Annotated in this window: 14 protein-coding genes and 2 pseudogenes; 9 read left to right on the top strand and 7 right to left on the bottom strand. The window is 56.1% G+C overall.

Translation table 11 applies throughout. The features are described 5' to 3' along the window. The first annotated feature begins 162 nt into the window (after nucleotides 1-162). The gene (fadD, locus tag F0320_RS12860; RefSeq protein ID WP_075204798.1) at nucleotides 163-1,848 is read left to right on the top strand and encodes a long-chain-fatty-acid--CoA ligase FadD; all 1,686 of its coding nucleotides are present in this window, start codon (nucleotides 163-165) and stop codon (nucleotides 1,846-1,848) included. Nucleotides 1,849-1,919: 71 nt separating this feature from the next. Then, a complete protein-coding gene (gene rnd / locus F0320_RS12855) occupies nucleotides 1,920-3,047 on the top strand; it encodes a ribonuclease D (protein ID WP_126330105.1) in 1,128 nt (375 codons plus the stop codon). A gap of 75 nt (nucleotides 3,048-3,122) precedes the next feature. Here rnd and minE read toward each other — a convergent pair whose 3' ends face one another. From minE to minC, 3 genes are read right to left on the bottom strand one after another with little or no spacing between them, the layout of a single operon-like run. Beyond that, nucleotides 3,123-3,392 carry a cell division topological specificity factor MinE gene (gene minE, locus F0320_RS12850; RefSeq protein ID WP_008500504.1) on the bottom strand — a complete coding sequence of 90 codons (270 nt, stop codon included), beginning with the start codon at nucleotides 3,390-3,392 and terminating at the stop codon, nucleotides 3,123-3,125. 3 nt (nucleotides 3,393-3,395) lie between these two features. Continuing rightward, nucleotides 3,396-4,208: a septum site-determining protein MinD gene (minD, locus tag F0320_RS12845; RefSeq protein WP_029742160.1), complete on the bottom strand. Its 813-nt coding sequence runs from the start codon at nucleotides 4,206-4,208 to the stop codon at nucleotides 3,396-3,398. 23 nt (nucleotides 4,209-4,231) lie between these two features. After that, nucleotides 4,232-4,939: a septum site-determining protein MinC gene (minC, locus tag F0320_RS12840; RefSeq protein ID WP_023312186.1), complete on the bottom strand. Its 708-nt coding sequence runs from the start codon at nucleotides 4,937-4,939 to the stop codon at nucleotides 4,232-4,234. A gap of 123 nt (nucleotides 4,940-5,062) precedes the next feature. Here minC and F0320_RS12835 point away from each other — a divergent pair, with 123 nt between their 5' ends. The 3 genes from F0320_RS12835 (at nucleotide 5,063) to F0320_RS12825 (ending at nucleotide 6,579) form a co-directional block, all read left to right on the top strand. Further along, entirely contained in the window at nucleotides 5,063-5,338 is a 276-nt protein-coding gene (locus F0320_RS12835) for a YcgL domain-containing protein (protein WP_029742143.1), read from the top strand. 47 nt (nucleotides 5,339-5,385) lie between these two features. Then, nucleotides 5,386-6,045 (top strand): fumarylacetoacetate hydrolase family protein, encoded by a 660-nt coding sequence (locus F0320_RS12830; protein ID WP_126330103.1) that lies wholly within the window; start codon nucleotides 5,386-5,388, stop codon nucleotides 6,043-6,045. A 93-nt stretch (nucleotides 6,046-6,138) separates the two neighbouring features. After that, on the top strand, nucleotides 6,139-6,579 hold the full coding sequence (locus F0320_RS12825) for a YcgN family cysteine cluster protein (RefSeq protein ID WP_047652292.1): 441 nt from the start codon (nucleotides 6,139-6,141) through the stop codon (nucleotides 6,577-6,579). A gap of 125 nt (nucleotides 6,580-6,704) precedes the next feature. Here the strand turns inward: F0320_RS12825 and dsbB are convergent, their stop codons facing one another. Together dsbB and nhaB are read right to left on the bottom strand one after the other, a co-directional pair. Next, nucleotides 6,705-7,235, bottom strand: a complete 531-nt coding sequence (gene dsbB, locus F0320_RS12820; protein WP_047652291.1) for a disulfide bond formation protein DsbB — start codon at nucleotides 7,233-7,235, stop codon at nucleotides 6,705-6,707. 143 nt (nucleotides 7,236-7,378) lie between these two features. Beyond that, nucleotides 7,379-8,917: a Na(+)/H(+) antiporter NhaB gene (gene nhaB, locus F0320_RS12815; RefSeq protein ID WP_126330101.1), complete on the bottom strand. Its 1,539-nt coding sequence runs from the start codon at nucleotides 8,915-8,917 to the stop codon at nucleotides 7,379-7,381. 200 nt (nucleotides 8,918-9,117) lie between these two features. Between nhaB and fadR the strand changes: the two genes are divergently transcribed. After that, nucleotides 9,118-9,837 carry a fatty acid metabolism transcriptional regulator FadR gene (gene fadR / locus F0320_RS12810; protein ID WP_023312180.1) on the top strand — a complete coding sequence of 240 codons (720 nt, stop codon included), beginning with the start codon at nucleotides 9,118-9,120 and terminating at the stop codon, nucleotides 9,835-9,837. Nucleotides 9,838-9,909: 72 nt separating this feature from the next. Here the strand turns inward: fadR and F0320_RS12805 are convergent, their stop codons facing one another. After that, nucleotides 9,910-11,442, bottom strand: a complete 1,533-nt coding sequence (locus F0320_RS12805) for a SpoVR family protein (RefSeq protein ID WP_100170101.1) — start codon at nucleotides 11,440-11,442, stop codon at nucleotides 9,910-9,912. A gap of 321 nt (nucleotides 11,443-11,763) precedes the next feature. Here F0320_RS12805 and F0320_RS12800 point away from each other — a divergent pair, with 321 nt between their 5' ends. The 3 genes and pseudogenes from F0320_RS12800 to F0320_RS21805 form a co-directional block, all read left to right on the top strand. Next, nucleotides 11,764-13,062 carry a D-amino acid dehydrogenase gene (locus F0320_RS12800; RefSeq protein ID WP_126330099.1) on the top strand — a complete coding sequence of 433 codons (1,299 nt, stop codon included), beginning with the start codon at nucleotides 11,764-11,766 and terminating at the stop codon, nucleotides 13,060-13,062. Between the two features lie 9 nt (nucleotides 13,063-13,071). Beyond that, nucleotides 13,072-14,142: a catabolic alanine racemase DadX gene (dadX, locus tag F0320_RS12795; RefSeq protein WP_126330097.1), complete on the top strand. Its 1,071-nt coding sequence runs from the start codon at nucleotides 13,072-13,074 to the stop codon at nucleotides 14,140-14,142. A gap of 58 nt (nucleotides 14,143-14,200) precedes the next feature. Further along, nucleotides 14,201-14,251: pseudogene (locus F0320_RS21805) on the top strand (hypothetical protein); the annotation flags it as partial. A 3-nt stretch (nucleotides 14,252-14,254) separates the two neighbouring features. On the opposite strand, the pseudogene F0320_RS12790 reads toward F0320_RS21805, so the two are convergent. Continuing rightward, nucleotides 14,255-15,886 (bottom strand): annotated as a pseudogene (locus F0320_RS12790) (potassium/proton antiporter); the annotation flags it as partial. Nucleotides 15,887-15,974 lie beyond the last annotated feature (88 nt).

Here is a 15,974-nt window from a genome sequence, read left to right as displayed (position 1 = left end):
GTCTCTGTTTTTTTATGGATAAAACGAAAAAAAAGAGTGACGCGCTTCGCAACCTTAAATCTGAACAATTAATAAACTGGTACGCTGAGTTAATATAATGTTAACAAACTGTTTATTATCGGGGTTGTGATGACGACGAACAATCATTTCAGAGGTGATGCATTGAAGAAGGTTTGGCTTAACCGTTATCCCGCAGATGTTCCTGCTGAGATCAATCCTGACCGTTATCAATCCCTGGTGGAATTATTTGAGCACTCGGTAAGGCGCTACGCGGACCAGCCCGCATTCGTGAATATGGGCGAGGTGATGACGTTCCGTAAGCTTGAGGAGCGTAGCCGCGCGTTTGCGGCGTATCTGCAGGAAGGGCTAGGGCTGCAAAAAGGGGACCGCGTCGCGCTGATGATGCCAAACCTGCTGCAATACCCGGTGGCGTTGTTCGGTATCCTGCGAGCCGGGATGATTGTCGTCAACGTTAACCCGCTGTACACCCCGCGCGAGCTGGAGCATCAGCTGAACGACAGCGGCGCGGCCGCGATTGTCATTGTGTCCAACTTCGCCCATACGCTGGAAAAAGTGGTCGACAAAACCCAGGTTAAACACGTCATCCTGACGCGCATGGGGGATCAACTCTCTACCGCCAAAGGCACGCTGGTTAACTTTGTCGTCAAATACGTCAAGCGTCTGGTGCCAAAATATCATCTGCCGGACGCCATCTCCTTCCGCCGCGCGCTGCATGCGGGCTACCGTATGCAGTATGTGAAACCCGAAGTGGTCGCGGAAGATCTTGCGTTTCTGCAATACACCGGCGGGACTACCGGCGTCGCCAAAGGGGCCATGCTTACCCACCGCAATATGCTGGCAAACCTTGAACAGGTGAACGCCACCTACGGGCCGCTGCTGCATCCGGGCAAAGAGGTGGTGATCACCGCGCTTCCGCTGTATCACATCTTTGCGCTGACCATGAACTGCCTGCTGTTTATTGAACTGGGTGGTCAGAACATCCTCATCACCAACCCGCGCGATATCCCGGGCCTGGTGAAAGAGCTGGCGAAGTATCCCTTCACCGCCATGACCGGGGTTAATACCCTGTTTAACGCGCTGCTTAACAACAAAGAGTTCCAGCAGCTGGATTTCTCCACGCTGCATCTCTCTGCGGGCGGCGGCATGCCGGTTCAGCAGGCGGTGGCCGAGCGCTGGGTGAAGCTCACCGGCCAGTATCTGCTGGAGGGCTATGGGCTGACGGAATGCGCGCCGCTGGTCAGCGTCAACCCACACGATATCGACTATCACAGTGGAAGCATTGGCCTGCCGGTTCCTTCCACGGAGGCGAAACTCGTCGATGATAACGATAACGAAGTCGCGCCGGGTGAGCCGGGTGAGCTGTGCGTCAGAGGTCCGCAGGTGATGCTGGGCTACTGGCAGCGTCCCGACGCGACCGACGAAATCATCAAAGACGGCTGGCTGCACACCGGTGATATTGCGGTAATGGATGAAGAAGGCTTCCTTCGCATCGTCGATCGCAAGAAAGATATGATTCTGGTCTCCGGCTTCAACGTCTATCCGAATGAGATCGAAGACGTGGTTATGCAGCACAGCGGCGTGCTCGAAGTGGCGGCGGTCGGCGTCCCTTCCGGCAGCAGCGGTGAAGCGGTGAAGATATTTGTGGTCAAGAAAGATCCTTCCCTGACGGAGGAGGCGCTGGTAACGTTCTGCCGTCGTCAGCTGACGGGCTATAAAGTGCCGAAGCTGGTGGAATTCCGCGATGAGCTGCCGAAATCCAACGTCGGAAAGATATTACGACGAGAATTACGTGACGAAGCCCGTGGCAAAGTAGACAATAAGGCCTGAGCTTCACGCTAATCGCCCAGACGCCGGTTAAGCCGGCGTTTTTTATGGGCGCAAACAAAAGAGAACCCGTTTTGAATTACCAGATGATCACGACCAACGACGAGCTGGCTTCGCTGTGCGAAGTAACGCGCGACTTTCCTGCCATTGCCCTGGATACCGAGTTTGTCCGTACCCGGACCTATTATCCGCAGCTGGGTTTGATTCAGATGTACGACGGTAAACACGTCTCGCTGATTGACCCTCTCGGCATTACCGACTGGACGCCGATGCGTGACCTGCTGCTTGATACCGCCGTGACGAAATACCTGCACGCAGGCAGTGAAGATCTGGAAGTCTTTCTGAACACCTTTGGCATCATGCCCCAGCCGCTGATTGACACGCAGATCCTCGCGGCATTCAGCAATCGTCCGCTCTCATGGGGCTTTGCTGCCATGGTGGAGGAGTATACGGGCCTGACGCTGGATAAAAGCGAATCCCGTACAGACTGGCTGGCGCGTCCGCTTACCGAGCGTCAGCTGGAGTATGCGGCGGCAGACGTGTTTTACCTGCTGCCGATTGCCGGACAGCTGATGAAAGAGGCAGAAGCCTCCGGCTGGCTCGCTGCTGCGCTGGACGAGTGCCGTATGACCCAGCAGCGTCGCCAGGAAGTGGTTGATCCGAAAGAGGCCTGGCGCGATATCACCAACGCCTGGCAGCTGCGCACGCGTCAGCTGGCATGCCTGCAGCTGCTGGCAGACTGGCGCTTGCGTAAAGCGCGCGAGCGCGATCTGGCCGTTAACTTCGTCGTCCGAGAAGAGCATCTCTGGGCGGTGGCGCGCTATATGCCGGGCAGCCTGGGCGAGCTGGACAGCATTGGCCTTTCGGGCAGCGAGATCCGCTTCCACGGTAAAACCCTGCTGGCACTGGTCGCAAAAGCGCAGGAGCTGCCGGAAGACGCGCTGCCGGAACCGCTGCTGAACCTGATGGACATGCCGGGCTATCGCAAGGCTTTTAAGGATATCAAAGCGCTGGTGCAGGCAGTTGCAACCGAAAGCAAGCTGGGCGCGGAACTGCTCGCCTCACGTCGTCAGATTAACCAGTTGCTGAACTGGCACTGGAAGCTGAAGCCGCAGAATGGCGTGCCGGAGATGATGGCGGGCTGGCGCGGGGAATTGATGGCCGATCGTCTGAATACGCTGCTGGACGGTTATCCGCGATAAAAAAATATGCCGGGCGATATACCCGGCATATTTCCCCGTTGGCGCTGCGCTTACCGGGGCGATGAAAACACAAACCTACGGACGCGACTCTTCCGCTTCCGGGAGCGTAACGTTCAGCTCCAGAATCGAAATATCCCCGTCTTTTTGTTCCAGCTGCACCGTGACCATCTCCGGGTCAATCTGCACGTACTTACAGATCACTTCCAGGATGTCCTTGCGCAGCTGCGGCAGGTAGTGAGGCTCGGCGTCGCTACGACGACGCTCCGCAACGATAATTTGCAGACGTTCTTTTGCGATGTTGGCGGTGTTCTTTTTCCGCGAGAGAAAAAAGTCCAGTAATGCCATAACTTATCCTCCGAACAGGCGTTTGAGGAAACCTTTCTTCTCTTCTTCAATGAAGCGGAAAGGACGTTCTTCTCCCAGCAGACGGTCAACGGTATCGGCGTAAGCTTTACCTGCATCTGCCAATGTATCAAGGATCACTGGCTCGCCCTGGTTAGAGGCGCGTAACACGGACTGATCTTCCGGGATAACGCCCACCAGCTTAATGCGCAGGATCTCCAGCACGTCTTCCATGCTCAGCATGTCACCTTTGTTCACGCGGCCCGGGTTGTAGCGAGTGAGCAGCAGGTGTTCTTTAATCGGGTCTTCGCCATTTTCCGCACGACGGGATTTAGAGGCGAGGATCCCCAGAATGCGGTCTGAGTCACGCACGGATGAAACTTCAGGGTTGGTGGTGATGATCGCTTCATCAGCGAAGTAGAGCGCCATCAGGGCACCGGTTTCGATGCCCGCAGGGGAGTCGCAGACAATGAAGTCGAAATCCATTTTTTTCAGATCGTCGAGCACCTTTTCCACGCCCTCACGGGTCAGGGCGTCTTTGTCACGCGTCTGAGAAGCCGGGAGAATGTAGAGGTTCTCGGTGCGCTTGTCTTTGATCATCGCCTGGTTCAGCGTGGCATCGCCCTGAATGACGTTCACGAAGTCATACACGACGCGACGCTCACATCCCATGATGAGGTCGAGGTTACGCAGACCGATATCGAAATCGATAACGATGGTTTTCTTTCCCTTCTGGGCCAAACCAGTAGCGATGGCCGCGCTGGAGGTGGTCTTGCCAACGCCTCCTTTACCCGAAGTAACAACAATAATGCGTGCCATAGAAATTCCTTGTTAAAAAGGGATCAATTCAACGGTTGAACGGTCAACGCGTCGTCTGCCAGAAGCAGGCGAGCCGCTTTGCCATAAAATTCGGCTGGGATCTTGTCGCTCAGCCAATATTCACCTGCGATGGACACCAGTTCCGCCGTCAGGTGAGTACAAAATATTTGCGCATCTCGATCGCCACTTGCACCGGCGAGCGCACGTCCACGCATCATACCGTATACGTGAATATTGCCATCTGCAATCAGCTCAGCGCCAGCGCTGACGTGGCTTGTAACAATCAGATCACAGTTTGGTGCATAAATGCGCTGACCGGAACGAACCGGCACATCAATCATTCGCGTTTTTGTGACGGTAGTAACGTTTTGAACCGCAGGAGGGGGCGTTTGCACGGCAACGGGTGCCGCACGCGAGGCTTTTTCTTTGCCCTCATTCAGAAGGGGCAGCCCCGCACGCTCAATTTCCGCTTTCAGCTCAGTATCTTTGCAGCCGCTGATGCCCACGATACGCAGTCCGGTCGAGGAGACGGCCTGCTGGAGAAGCTTCCAGTTAACCGGAGCCTCAAGACCGCTGACGTTGATAACAACAGGGGCGTGCTTTAGAAAGGCGGGAGCCTGGGCGATTTTGTCTTCTAACGCCTGACGAATAACCTCGGGTTTTGCATCATGCAAATGTACCACTGATAAGGTGAAGCTACTGCCTTTAAGCTCGATGGGCGTGTTTGACATCCTGGCCTTACTCAATTTGCTATTAACCGCAACCACTCGCTGCGATATTCCGAAGAGTATCAGGCATGTTATAGTCAGGAGTATATTGAGGCAAGCAACCACCCATTAATTCAGAGTAAAAACATGTTTTGTGTGATCTACAGAAGTACAAGCCGTGACCAGACCTATCTTTATGTCGAAAAGAAAGACGATTTTTCACGCGTGCCTGAAGAATTAATGAAGAACTTTGGCCGACCACAGCTGGCGATGCTGCTGCCGCTTGATGGTCGTAAGAAACTGATTAATGCCGATCTGGATAAAGTGAAAACGGCCTTAGCCGAGCAGGGCTATTATTTACAGCTTCCACCGCCACCCGAGAATTTATTAAAACAGCATCTTGAGGCGAACGGCAAAAAATAGTCTCAACTGCTTTTGGGCACAACACATCAACCGTTTAGGGGTCGACCATGTATCAACATCATAACTGGCAAGGTGCATTACTGGATTATCCCGTCAGCAAAGTGGTTTGCGTAGGCAGCAACTATGCAAAACATATTCAGGAGATGGGCAGCGCGACGCCAGAAGAGCCGGTCCTGTTTATTAAGCCTGAAACGGCGCTTTGCGATATCCGCCAGCCGCTGGCGCTGCCGCAGGGGCTGGGTTCAGTGCATCACGAAGTGGAACTTGCCGTGCTGATCGGCGCGACGCTGCGCCAGGCCTCAGAAGAACATGTTCAGAAAGCGATTGCCGGATACGGCGTGGCGCTGGATCTGACCCTGCGTGACGTTCAGAGCAAAATGAAGAAAGCCGGGCAGCCGTGGGAAAAGGCCAAAGGGTTTGATAATTCCTGCCCGATCTCGGCGTTTGTGCCGGTAAGCGAATTTACCGGCGATCCGCAGGACACGCCGCTTAGCCTGAAGGTTAACGGCGAGATCCGCCAGCAGGGCACCACCGCAGACATGATCCACAAGATTGTGCCCCTGATCGCCTACATGAGCCGCTTCTTTACCCTGAAACCGGGTGATGTGATCCTGACCGGAACCCCAGAAGGCGTTGGCCCGCTACTCAGCGGTGACGAGTTAGAGGTCGGTTTTAACGGCCTGTCGCTGAAAACCCGCGTGCTGTAACCCCATCTTGCCGCCTGAAGAGGGCGGCAAAACTTGCAACAACGTGCCAGACTCGTTATAAGGTGCGCTTTCTTTTGACGTGTGGACATCCTGATGAACGACATCCCTTTCTGGCAAAGCAAAACTCTCGACGACATGACTGACGCGGAATGGGAATCATTGTGCGACGGCTGCGGGCAGTGCTGCCTGCACAAGCTGATGGATGAAGATACGGATGAAATCTACTTCACCAACGTTGCTTGCAAGCAGTTAAACATTAAAACCTGCCAGTGCCGCAACTATGAGCGTCGGTTTGAATTTGAGCCTGACTGCATCAAGTTAACCCGGGATAATCTGCCGACGTTTGAATGGCTGCCGCATACCTGCGCGTATCGCCTGCTGGCGGAAGGCAAAGATTTACCGAACTGGCACCCTCTGCTGACCGGGTCAAAAGCGGCGATGCACGGCGAGCGTATCTCTGTGCGCCACATTGCGGTGAAAGAGTCCGAGGTGCGTGACTGGGAAGATCACATCATGAACCACCCGACCCGTTGAGATTAAAAAACCCGCCAGGGCGGGTTTTTTATTGTGCTTGTGCGGCCTGATGCCCTCATGCCAACCCTCTCCAACGGAAGAGGGCGCAAACGCTAAAAACGGCAACCTTGGTTGCCGTTTTGCGTTTACCTTCCGAACAAATCGCGTTTCTTCGGTTTGAAAGGCTGGGCAATCAGCACCAGCAGCGCCACGACGAAGTAGGCGGCAAAAATACCCACCAGCCACTGCGGCATCTCCAGCGTCAGGAATTCCCACTGACGAACGGAGCAGTCACCGGATGCGACAAACACCTGCGGCAGCCATTTGTCCAGCGGCAGCCAGCTCGGGAAGCGGGCGGCAAAATCGCAGGTCATAAACGGTGAAGGATGCAATTGCATCATGGTGTGCTGCCAGGAGAGTTCAATTCCTTTCCAGGCGCTGTAAATCCAGATGGCAATAGCGGCATAGCGAAGCGGCGATTTAGGGGCAATTGCACCCACCAGGCCTGCCCCCATAATGCCGAACAGCGCGCAGCGTTCGTAAATACACAGCACGCAAGGTTTAAGACCCATTACGTGCTGGAACCACAGCGCGACCATTTCCAGCGCAAAGGCGGTCAGGGCCATTAACAACCACGCTCCGCGACCGCGGGAGCACTGGTTTAAAAATCTCAACATAATCATTTCCCTGGAACATGCTTAGAAAGCGCAGTGTAAACGAATTCGTTTTTCGCGCCACCTGTACCTGGCGAAATAAAACGTAATTGGATGTTTATCGTGCGAAAAGGCAAACGGGCAGCGAACTGCCCGAGATGCATAGTTTACTGCGCCGCAAGTATACCCGCTTGTACCAGCCATTGCGTACAGGGAATGAGGGTAATTTTGACGCAAAGCAATCCGACGATCGTGAGCACCAGCGTATAGGGCAGCGCCATCCACACCATCCTGCCATAAGAAAGACGTATGAGCGGCGCGAGGGCGGAGGTCAGCAGGAACAGGAAGGCGGCCTGGCCATTTGGCGTCGCTACCGACGGCAGGTTGGTGCCGGTATTGATCGCCACGGCCAGCAGCTCAAACTGTCCGGCGCTGATAACGCCTTGCTCCATGGCCGCTTTGGCCTCGTTGATGTAGACCGTCCCGACAAAGACGTTATCTGAGATCGACGAGAGCAGGCCGTTAAACAGGTAAAACAGCGAGAGCTGAGCATCCGGTGATGCCTGTAATACAAAGGCAATAATCGGCGCGAACAGGTGCTGGTCGATAATCACCGCCACGACGGCAAAGAACACCGCCAGCAGGGCGGTAAACGGCAGGGCTTCGGTAAACGCCTTGCCGATGGCATGTTCGTCCGTCACGCCGGTAAAGGTGGTGGCGAGAATGATGACTGACAGCCCAATCAGCCCCACTTCTGCAAGATGGAACGCCAGCGCCGCGATAAGCCAGACGCCGATGATCCCCTGAGCAATCAGTCGTAGCGTCTCCTGGCGCGTCCGCTGGCTTCGGCTCTGCAGATCGAATTTATGCAGTTCCTGACGTACCGGCTCCGGGAGCTGCGCCCCGTAGCCGAAGAGGCGAAACTTCTCCACCAGCAGACAGGTCGCCAGCCCGCAGATCAGCACCGGTACGCTCACCGGCGCCATTCTCAGGAAGAACTCACCGAAGTGCCAGCCCGCCGCTTTGGCAATGATCAGGTTTTGCGGCTCGCCCACCATGGTCATCACGCCGCCCAGGGCGGTACCCACGCCGGCATGCATCATCAGGCTGCGCAGAAACGCGCGGAATTGTTCCAGCACGTCACGATTATGCGCCTCGACGTGGCTGTCATCCTGCAGGTCCTCATTAGGGCGAGAGGAAGCCACGCGGTGATAAATACCGTAAAACCCAACCGCGACGCTGATCACTACCGCAACGACCGTCAGCGCATCCAGGAAGGCCGACAGGAAGGCGGCGGCAAGGCAAAACGCCAGCGAGAGGAACATTTTTGACGGAATGCTGAGCAGCAGGCGCGTGAAGATGAACAGCAGCAGCTGTTTCATAAAGTAGATGCCCGCCACCATAAACATAAGCAGCAAAAGCACTTCGAGATTTGACGCCAGCTCTGCTTTGACATGCCCGGCGCTGGTCATACCGATGACGACGGCTTCAAACGCCAGCAATCCGCCCGGCAGCAGGGGATAACATTTTAGCGCCATGGCCAGGGTGAAGATAAACTCCGCCACCAGCAGCCAGCCGGCGATAAAGGGATTCACAATAAAAACGATGGGATTAATGACCAGGAAAACCAGCAGTATCAGCTTATACCAGTCAGGAGACTGACCTAAAAAATTGCGCCATAGCGCGCGCCCAAAAGAAATTTCCACAACAGACGTCCTTCCCGTCAAGTAAGACAAAACATCAGTATACGCAAAAATCGCGGCCCGGAGGCGGATAAGGCGGCATTGTAAATTTCACAAAAATGAAACGGCGATCCCTCTTTTCTCTCTTTGCCGCGCTACCTGCCACTGCATGCCTCTGGTATGATGAGTCCAATTTGCTAAAGCTGTGTAATGGAAATCTCACTATGGTCATTAAGGCGCAGAGCCCGGCGGGTTTCGCGGAAGAGTACATCATTGAAAGCATCTGGAATAATCGTTTCCCTGCGGGGTCCATTCTTCCGGCTGAACGCGAACTCTCTGAACTGATTGGCGTCACTCGCACCACGCTGCGTGAAGTGCTTCAGCGGCTGGCGCGCGATGGCTGGTTGACGATCCAGCACGGTAAGCCTACGAAAGTGAACAACTTCTGGGAAACGTCCGGGCTGAATATTCTCGAAACGCTGGCGCGTCTTGACCATGAAAGCGTGCCGCAGCTCATTGATAATCTGCTCTCCGTTCGCACCAACATCGCGACGATCTTTATTCGTACCGCTTTCCGTCAGCATCCGGAAGACGCCCTTGCGGTGCTGGCCACAGCGAACGAGGTGGAAGATCATGCCGATGCATTTGCCACCCTCGATTACAACGTGTTTCGCGGCCTGGCGTTTGCCTCCGGCAATCCGGTGTACGGCCTGATCCTCAACGGTATGAAAGGGCTTTACACCCGCATTGGCCGCCACTACTTTGCCAATCCGGAAGCGCGTAGCCTGGCGCTGGGCTTCTACCATAAGCTGAGCAAGCTCTGTACCGAAGGCCTGCACGATCAGGTTTATGAGACGGTGCGCCGCTACGGTCACGATTCCGGTGAAATCTGGCACCGTATGCAGAAAACGCTGCCGGGTGATTTAGCGATTCAGACCCGCTAAAAGAAAAAACCTCTCATACGAGAGGTTTTTTTTCGTCGGGTGGCGGCTACGCCTTGCCCGGCACAGCAGACTCTACAGCGTATTCAACCGCGCCGGGCAGCGGTCCAGCAGCTCGACGCTCCCGTCTTCATTCTGCTGCTCCAGCTGCACGTCAAACCCCCACAGGCGATGCACGTGCTTCAGCACCTCTTTACGTCCTTTATCCAGCGGCGCGCGGTTGTGCGGGATATAGCGCAGCGTCAGGGAGCGGTCGCCGCGCAAATCGACGTTCCACACCTGAATATTGGGCTCAAGGTTGCTTAGGTTGTACTGGGAAGAGAGGCGAGAGCGGATCTCACGGTACCCCTCTTCGTTATGGATTGCGGAGATCTCCAGATAGTTGTTGCGGTCGTCGTCCAGCACGGTGAAGAAGCGGAAATCACGCATGATCTTCGGCGACATAAACTGGCTGATGAAGCTCTCGTCCTTAAAGTCGCGCATCGCAAAATGCAGCGTCTCCAGCCAGTCAGAACCGGCGATATCCGGGAACCAGTACTTGTCTTCTTCCGTCGGCGACTGGCAGATGCGCTTAATGTCCTGGAACATGGCGAAGCCAAGCGCATACGGGTTAATCCCGCTGTACCACGGGCTGTTGTAGGGCGGCTGGAACACCACGTTGGTATGGCTGTGGAGGAATTCCATCATGAACCGCTCGGTCACTTTTCCCTCGTCGTACAGATGGTTGAGAATGGTGTAGTGCCAGAAGGTCGCCCAGCCTTCGTTCATCACCTGCGTCTGCTTTTGCGGGTAAAAATACTGGCTCACCTTGCGCACGATGCGCAGGATCTCACGCTGCCACGGCTCCAGCAGCGGGGCGTTCTTCTCCATAAAATAGAGCAGGTTTTCCTGCGGCTCGGACGGATAGCGACGCGCCTCGGCGATCGTTTTTTCCTCCTCACGCTTCGGCAGGGTGCGCCACAGCATGTTCACCTGGCTTTGCAGGTACTCTTCGCGGCTTTTCTGCCGGGCTTTCTCCTCCTGCAGGGAGATTTTCTGCGGGCGTTTGTAGCGATCCACGCCGTAGTTCATCAGCGCGTGGCAGGAGTCGAGCAGTTTTTCCACTTCGTCCACGCCGTAGCGCTCTTCGCAGTCGGTAATGTATTTACGGGCGAAGATCAGGTAATCGACGATGGAGCTGGCATCCGTCCAGCTGCGGAACAGGTAGTTATTCTTGAAAAAGGAGTTATGCCCGTAGCAGGCATGCGCCATCACCAGCGCCTGCATGGTAATGGTGTTCTCTTCCATTAAATAGGCAATACACGGATTGGAGTTAATCACAATCTCATACGCCAGCCCCTGCTGGCCGTGCTTATACAGCCGTTCCGTTTCAATAAATTTTTTACCAAACGACCAGTGCGGATAGTTAATCGGCATCCCGACGCTGGAGTAGGCGTCCATCATCTGTTCGGACGTAATGACTTCAATCTGATGGGGATAGGTATCCAGACGATACAGCTTTGCGACCCGGTCGATTTCGGCGAGGTAAACATCCAGCAGCTCGAAGGTCCAGTCGGGTCCATCGCTCAGACGTGTGTTGTCCTTGTTCAGGGAATCAATAGTAGCCATTAGCGCGCCCTCGTTGTGGGTGCTCTCTCTGTCTGGAGAGCCTCCTTTCAAGCATAGATCAACGTGTTAAAAAGCGTGCTGGGGCAGAAATTTTTTCTTTGCGATTTCGCGTTTTTGATACGGCAAAAAAACGGTATGCCTCAGCATATTATGCTGGTTAAAAATAACGCGCAGCAGGAGATCCCAAATTAGCACTATCCCCTGATGCTGGGGGATGTGTGAGGTAAGTCACCATAAAAAAGTCGTATGTTGAATAATATTTTCAACTAGGTTATCAATCTGTAATTAGAAGATTGTTCTTTTGCACATAATGGAGTGGCTATGCGTGTTGTCATACTGGGAAGTGGTGTCGTTGGGGTAACCAGCGCCTGGTATTTAAGTCAGGCGGGACATGACGTAACCGTTATCGATCGTGAATCCGGTCCGGCGCTTGAAACCAGCGCGGCAAACGCCGGGCAAATCTCTCCGGGGTATGCGGCACCGTGGGCTGCGCCGGGCGTTCCGCTGAAAGCGATTAAATGGATGTTCCAGCGCCACGCGCCGCTGGCCATCAGCCTTGACGGCACGCAGTTCCAGCTGAAGTGGATGTGGCAGATGCTGCGCAACTGCGACACCCGGCACTATATGGAGAACAAAGGGCGCATGGTGCGCCTGGCGGAATACAGCCGCGACTGTCTGAAAGCGCTGCGCGCGTCGACGGGGATTGAATATGAAGGCCGTCAGGGCGGGACGCTGCAGCTGTTCCGTACCGAGCAACAGTACGAAAATGCCACCCGCGATATCGCCGTGCTGGAAGATGCCGGCGTACCGTACCAGCTGCTGGAAGCCAGCCAGCTTGGCCGGGTTGAACCGGCGCTGGCGGAAGTGGCGCATAAGCTGACCGGCGGCCTGCGCCTGCCGAATGACGAAACCGGCGACTGCCAGCTCTTTACGCAACGTCTGGCGCAGATGTGCGAGCAGGCGGGGGTGAAGTTCCGCTTCAACACCTCTGTCGACAAGCTGCTGTCGGAAGGCGAAAAAATTTACGGCGTGAAGTGCGGCGACGAGGTGATCAAAGCCGATGCCTACGTGATGGCGTTTGGTTCGTACTCCACCGCCATGCTGAAAGGCATTCTCGACATTCCGGTTTATCCGCTGAAGGGCTACTCGCTGACCATTCCGGTGAAAGAAGAGAGCGGTGCGCCGGTGTCGACCATTCTGGACGAAACCTACAAAATCGCCATTACCCGCTTCGACAACCGCATTCGCGTAGGCGGCATGGCGGAGATTGTCGGCTTCAACACCGAACTGCTGCAGCCGCGTCGTGAAACGCTGGAGATGGTCGTAGGCGATCTCTTCCCGCGCGGAGGTTTTGTTGAGCAGGCGACGTTCTGGACCGGCCTGCGTCCGATGACCCCGGACGGTACGCCGATCGTGGGCCGTACGCCGTATAAAAATCTGTGGACCAATACCGGACACGGCACGCTCGGCTGGACGATGGCCTGCGGATCGGGCCAGCTGCTGAGCGACCTGATTTCCGGGCGCACGCCGGCAATTCCGTTTGACGATTTAAGCGCCGCGCGCTATCAATCGGGGTTTACGCCTTCGCGTCCACAGCACCTGCACGGCGCGCATAGCTAAGGAGTTGTCATGTCCCGTCCTGTTCTGGCCCAGCTCAACCTGCAGGCCCTGAAGGATAATCTGCAAATTGTTCGTCGGGCGGCCCCCGGCGCGCGCGTCTGGTCGGTGGTGAAAGCGAATGCCTACGGCCACGGTATCGATCGTATCTGGAGCGCTCTGAGCGCGACCGACGGCTTTGCGCTACTGAATCTGGAAGAGGCTATTCTGCTGCGCGAGCGCGGCTGGAAAGGGCCGATTCTACTGCTGGAAGGCTTCTTCCATGCGGACGATCTGCCGCTGCTGGATAAGTACCGGCTGACCACCAGCGTTCACAGCAACTGGCAGATTAAGGCGATCCAGGATGCGAAGCTCCATGCTCCGCTGGATATCTATCTCAAGGTGAACAGCGGCATGAACCGCCTGGGCTTTCAGCCTGAGCGGGTGCATACGGTCTGGCAGCAGCTGCGCGCCATGAAGAACGTGGGCGAAATGACGCTGATGGCGCATTTTGCCGACGCGGAAAAAACCGACGGTATTGCCGATGCCATGGTCCGCATTGAGCAGGCGGCAGAAGGGCTGGACTGCCCGCGCTCGCTGTCGAACTCGGCGGCCACGCTGTGGCATCCCGAGGCGCACTATGACTGGGTGCGTCCGGGGATCGTTCTGTACGGTGCGTCTCCCTCAGGCCAGTGGCAGGATATCGCCAACAGCGGCCTCAAGCCGGTCATGACCCTGCGCAGTGAAATCATTGGCGTGCAGACGCTGAAGGCCGGGGACACGGTGGGCTACGGCAGCCGCTACCGGGCAAAGGGCGAGCAGCGGATTGGCATCGTGGCGGGCGGTTATGCCGACGGCTACCCGCGCATCGCGCCGACCGGCACGCCGGTGTGGGTCGATGGGGTTCGCACCGGAACGGTGGGCACCGTATCTATGGATATGCTGGCCGTTGACCTGACGCCATGCCCGCAGGCGGGCATTGGTTCCCCTGTCGAACTGTGGGGCAACGAAATCAAAATTGATGACGTGGCTGCCGCGGCGGGCACGGTGGGGTACGAATTGATGTGCGCGCTGGCACCAAGAGTGCCGGTTGTGACGGTGTAACCTATCTTCGCCGGGTAAGCGTTAGCGCCACCCGGCAAAAAAACTACTCCACTTCCTCATCCATCGGCCTCAAACCGACTTTCCGCACCGCGTTATCTTCTTTTTCGGCAACGGTCCAGATCATCCCGGCAAACTCCACCTGATCGCCCACGACCGGCGCAGCGCCAAGCCGCTGCTGGATGATTTCACCCAGCGTTTGCGGGTTATCACCGTCTTCAGCACCTTCATCCAGACCGTAAATCAGCGCCACATCCGCAAATTTGGCGCTGGCTTCCAGAATAAAATCGCCGAAGAAGCGCTGGTCCAGCGCTACCGGAGGCGACTGGCTGAACAGCTTGCCCAGTGCGGGCAGGTCGCGCTCGCGACCAATCACGCAGAGAATATCCCCTTCGCGCAGGCGGGTGCTGCCGGTAGGGTGCAGCAGGACATTATCGCGGAACAGGGCGGCAATGCGCGTTTCGGTCGGCATGTGCAAATCGCGCAGCGAGGCTCCCACGCACCATTTATCCGCGCTCAGCTGATAGACAAACTGTTCCCACGGGTTCTCCGGGTGAATATCGAGCCCCACGCGGGAGACCGGCCAGCCCACGGGCGGGACCACCACTTTGGCTTTTTTCGCCGCCCATCCGAGCGAGGTTCCCTGGAACAGCAGGGAAATCAGCACCACGAAGAACGCCACGTTAAAGAACAGCCGCGCGTTATCCAGACCGGCCATCATCGGGAACACAGCAAGGATAATCGGCACCGCGCCGCGCAGGCCCACCCAGCTAATAAAAACCCGCTCGCGCAGGTTGAAGCCGCGAAACGGCAGCAGGCCTGCAAATACAGACAGCGGACGGGCGAAGAAGATCATCCACGCGGACAGCAGCAGCGCCGGAACGGCGATCGGCAGCAGGTCCGATGGCGTGACCAGCAGGCCCAGCACCAGAAACATGCCGATTTGTGCCAGCCACGCCAGGCCGTCGAAGTTCTGCAAAATGGCATGGCGGTTGCGAATAGGGCGGTTGCCCATCAGGAACCCGCAGAGATAGACCGCAAGAATACCGCTGCCGTCCACTGCGGTGGTGACGGCAAAAATGAGAATGCCGCCGCTCAGCGCCAGCAGGGGGTAAAGCCCCGCGGGCAGCGAGATACGGTTGATCGTCTGCTGTAGCAGATAGCCCCCCGCCAGTCCGATGACAATCCCCAGGCCGAACTGCTGCAGGATATGTAAAGCAAACATCCAGCTCAGCCCGCTTTCATGCTGCTGAATCATCTCGATAAGCGTAATGGTGAGAAATACCGCCATCGGATCGTTACTGCCGGACTCAATCTCAAGCGTGGAGCCGACACGTTCGTTAAGCCCTTTTCCGCCGAGCAGGGAAAACACCGCTGCCGCATCGGTTGAGCCCACGATCGCGCCAATCAGCAAACCTTCCATGATATTGAGATGGAAAAGCCACGCGGCCATCATTCCGGTGAGGCCAGAGGTAATCAATACGCCGACCGTAGCGAGCGACAGCGCTGGCCCTAAGGCCACGCGGAAGGAGCTCGCCTGGGTGCGCATCCCGCCGTCCAATAAGATCACCGCCAGCGCAAGGTTACTCACCATGTAGGCGAAGGGGTAGTTATCGAATGGGATACCGCCAATGCCATCAATGCCGGCCAGCATGCCGATGGCGAGGAAAATGACAAGAATAGGTATGCCGAGACGCGATGAAAATGAACTTAATAAAATACTGCTGGTTACAAGGACGGAACCCAAAATGAAAAGGCTGATTATCGCTGCGGCATCCAATGTTCTCTTACTCCCACCTCAATGTTAACGCTGTTACTAAAACCCTAACATATTA

Source organism: Enterobacter dykesii, from assembly GCF_008364625.2.
GTDB lineage: Bacteria > Pseudomonadota > Gammaproteobacteria > Enterobacterales > Enterobacteriaceae > Enterobacter > Enterobacter dykesii.
The sequence above is the reverse complement of the archived record's forward strand: the minus strand, read 5'-3'. Positions and strand labels throughout refer to the sequence as shown.

Excerpts from the sequence above, each read along its gene's own strand:
- dadX (WP_126330097.1), top strand. The coding sequence starts at position 13,072 with ATGTCCCGTCCTGTTCTGGCCCAGCTCAACCTGCAGGCCCTGAAGGAT.
- minC (WP_023312186.1), bottom strand. The coding sequence starts at position 4,939 with ATGTCAAACACGCCCATCGAGCTTAAAGGCAGTAGCTTCACCTTATCA.
- F0320_RS12800 (WP_126330099.1), top strand. The coding sequence starts at position 11,764 with ATGCGTGTTGTCATACTGGGAAGTGGTGTCGTTGGGGTAACCAGCGCC.
- minD (WP_029742160.1), bottom strand. The coding sequence starts at position 4,208 with ATGGCACGCATTATTGTTGTTACTTCGGGTAAAGGAGGCGTTGGCAAG.
- minE (WP_008500504.1), bottom strand. The coding sequence starts at position 3,392 with ATGGCATTACTGGACTTTTTTCTCTCGCGGAAAAAGAACACCGCCAAC.
- F0320_RS12805 (WP_100170101.1), bottom strand. The coding sequence starts at position 11,442 with ATGGCTACTATTGATTCCCTGAACAAGGACAACACACGTCTGAGCGAT.
- F0320_RS12830 (WP_126330103.1), top strand. The coding sequence starts at position 5,386 with ATGTATCAACATCATAACTGGCAAGGTGCATTACTGGATTATCCCGTC.
- F0320_RS12825 (WP_047652292.1), top strand. The coding sequence starts at position 6,139 with ATGAACGACATCCCTTTCTGGCAAAGCAAAACTCTCGACGACATGACT.
- F0320_RS12835 (WP_029742143.1), top strand. The coding sequence starts at position 5,063 with ATGTTTTGTGTGATCTACAGAAGTACAAGCCGTGACCAGACCTATCTT.
- dsbB (WP_047652291.1), bottom strand. The coding sequence starts at position 7,235 with ATGTTGAGATTTTTAAACCAGTGCTCCCGCGGTCGCGGAGCGTGGTTG.
- fadR (WP_023312180.1), top strand. The coding sequence starts at position 9,118 with ATGGTCATTAAGGCGCAGAGCCCGGCGGGTTTCGCGGAAGAGTACATC.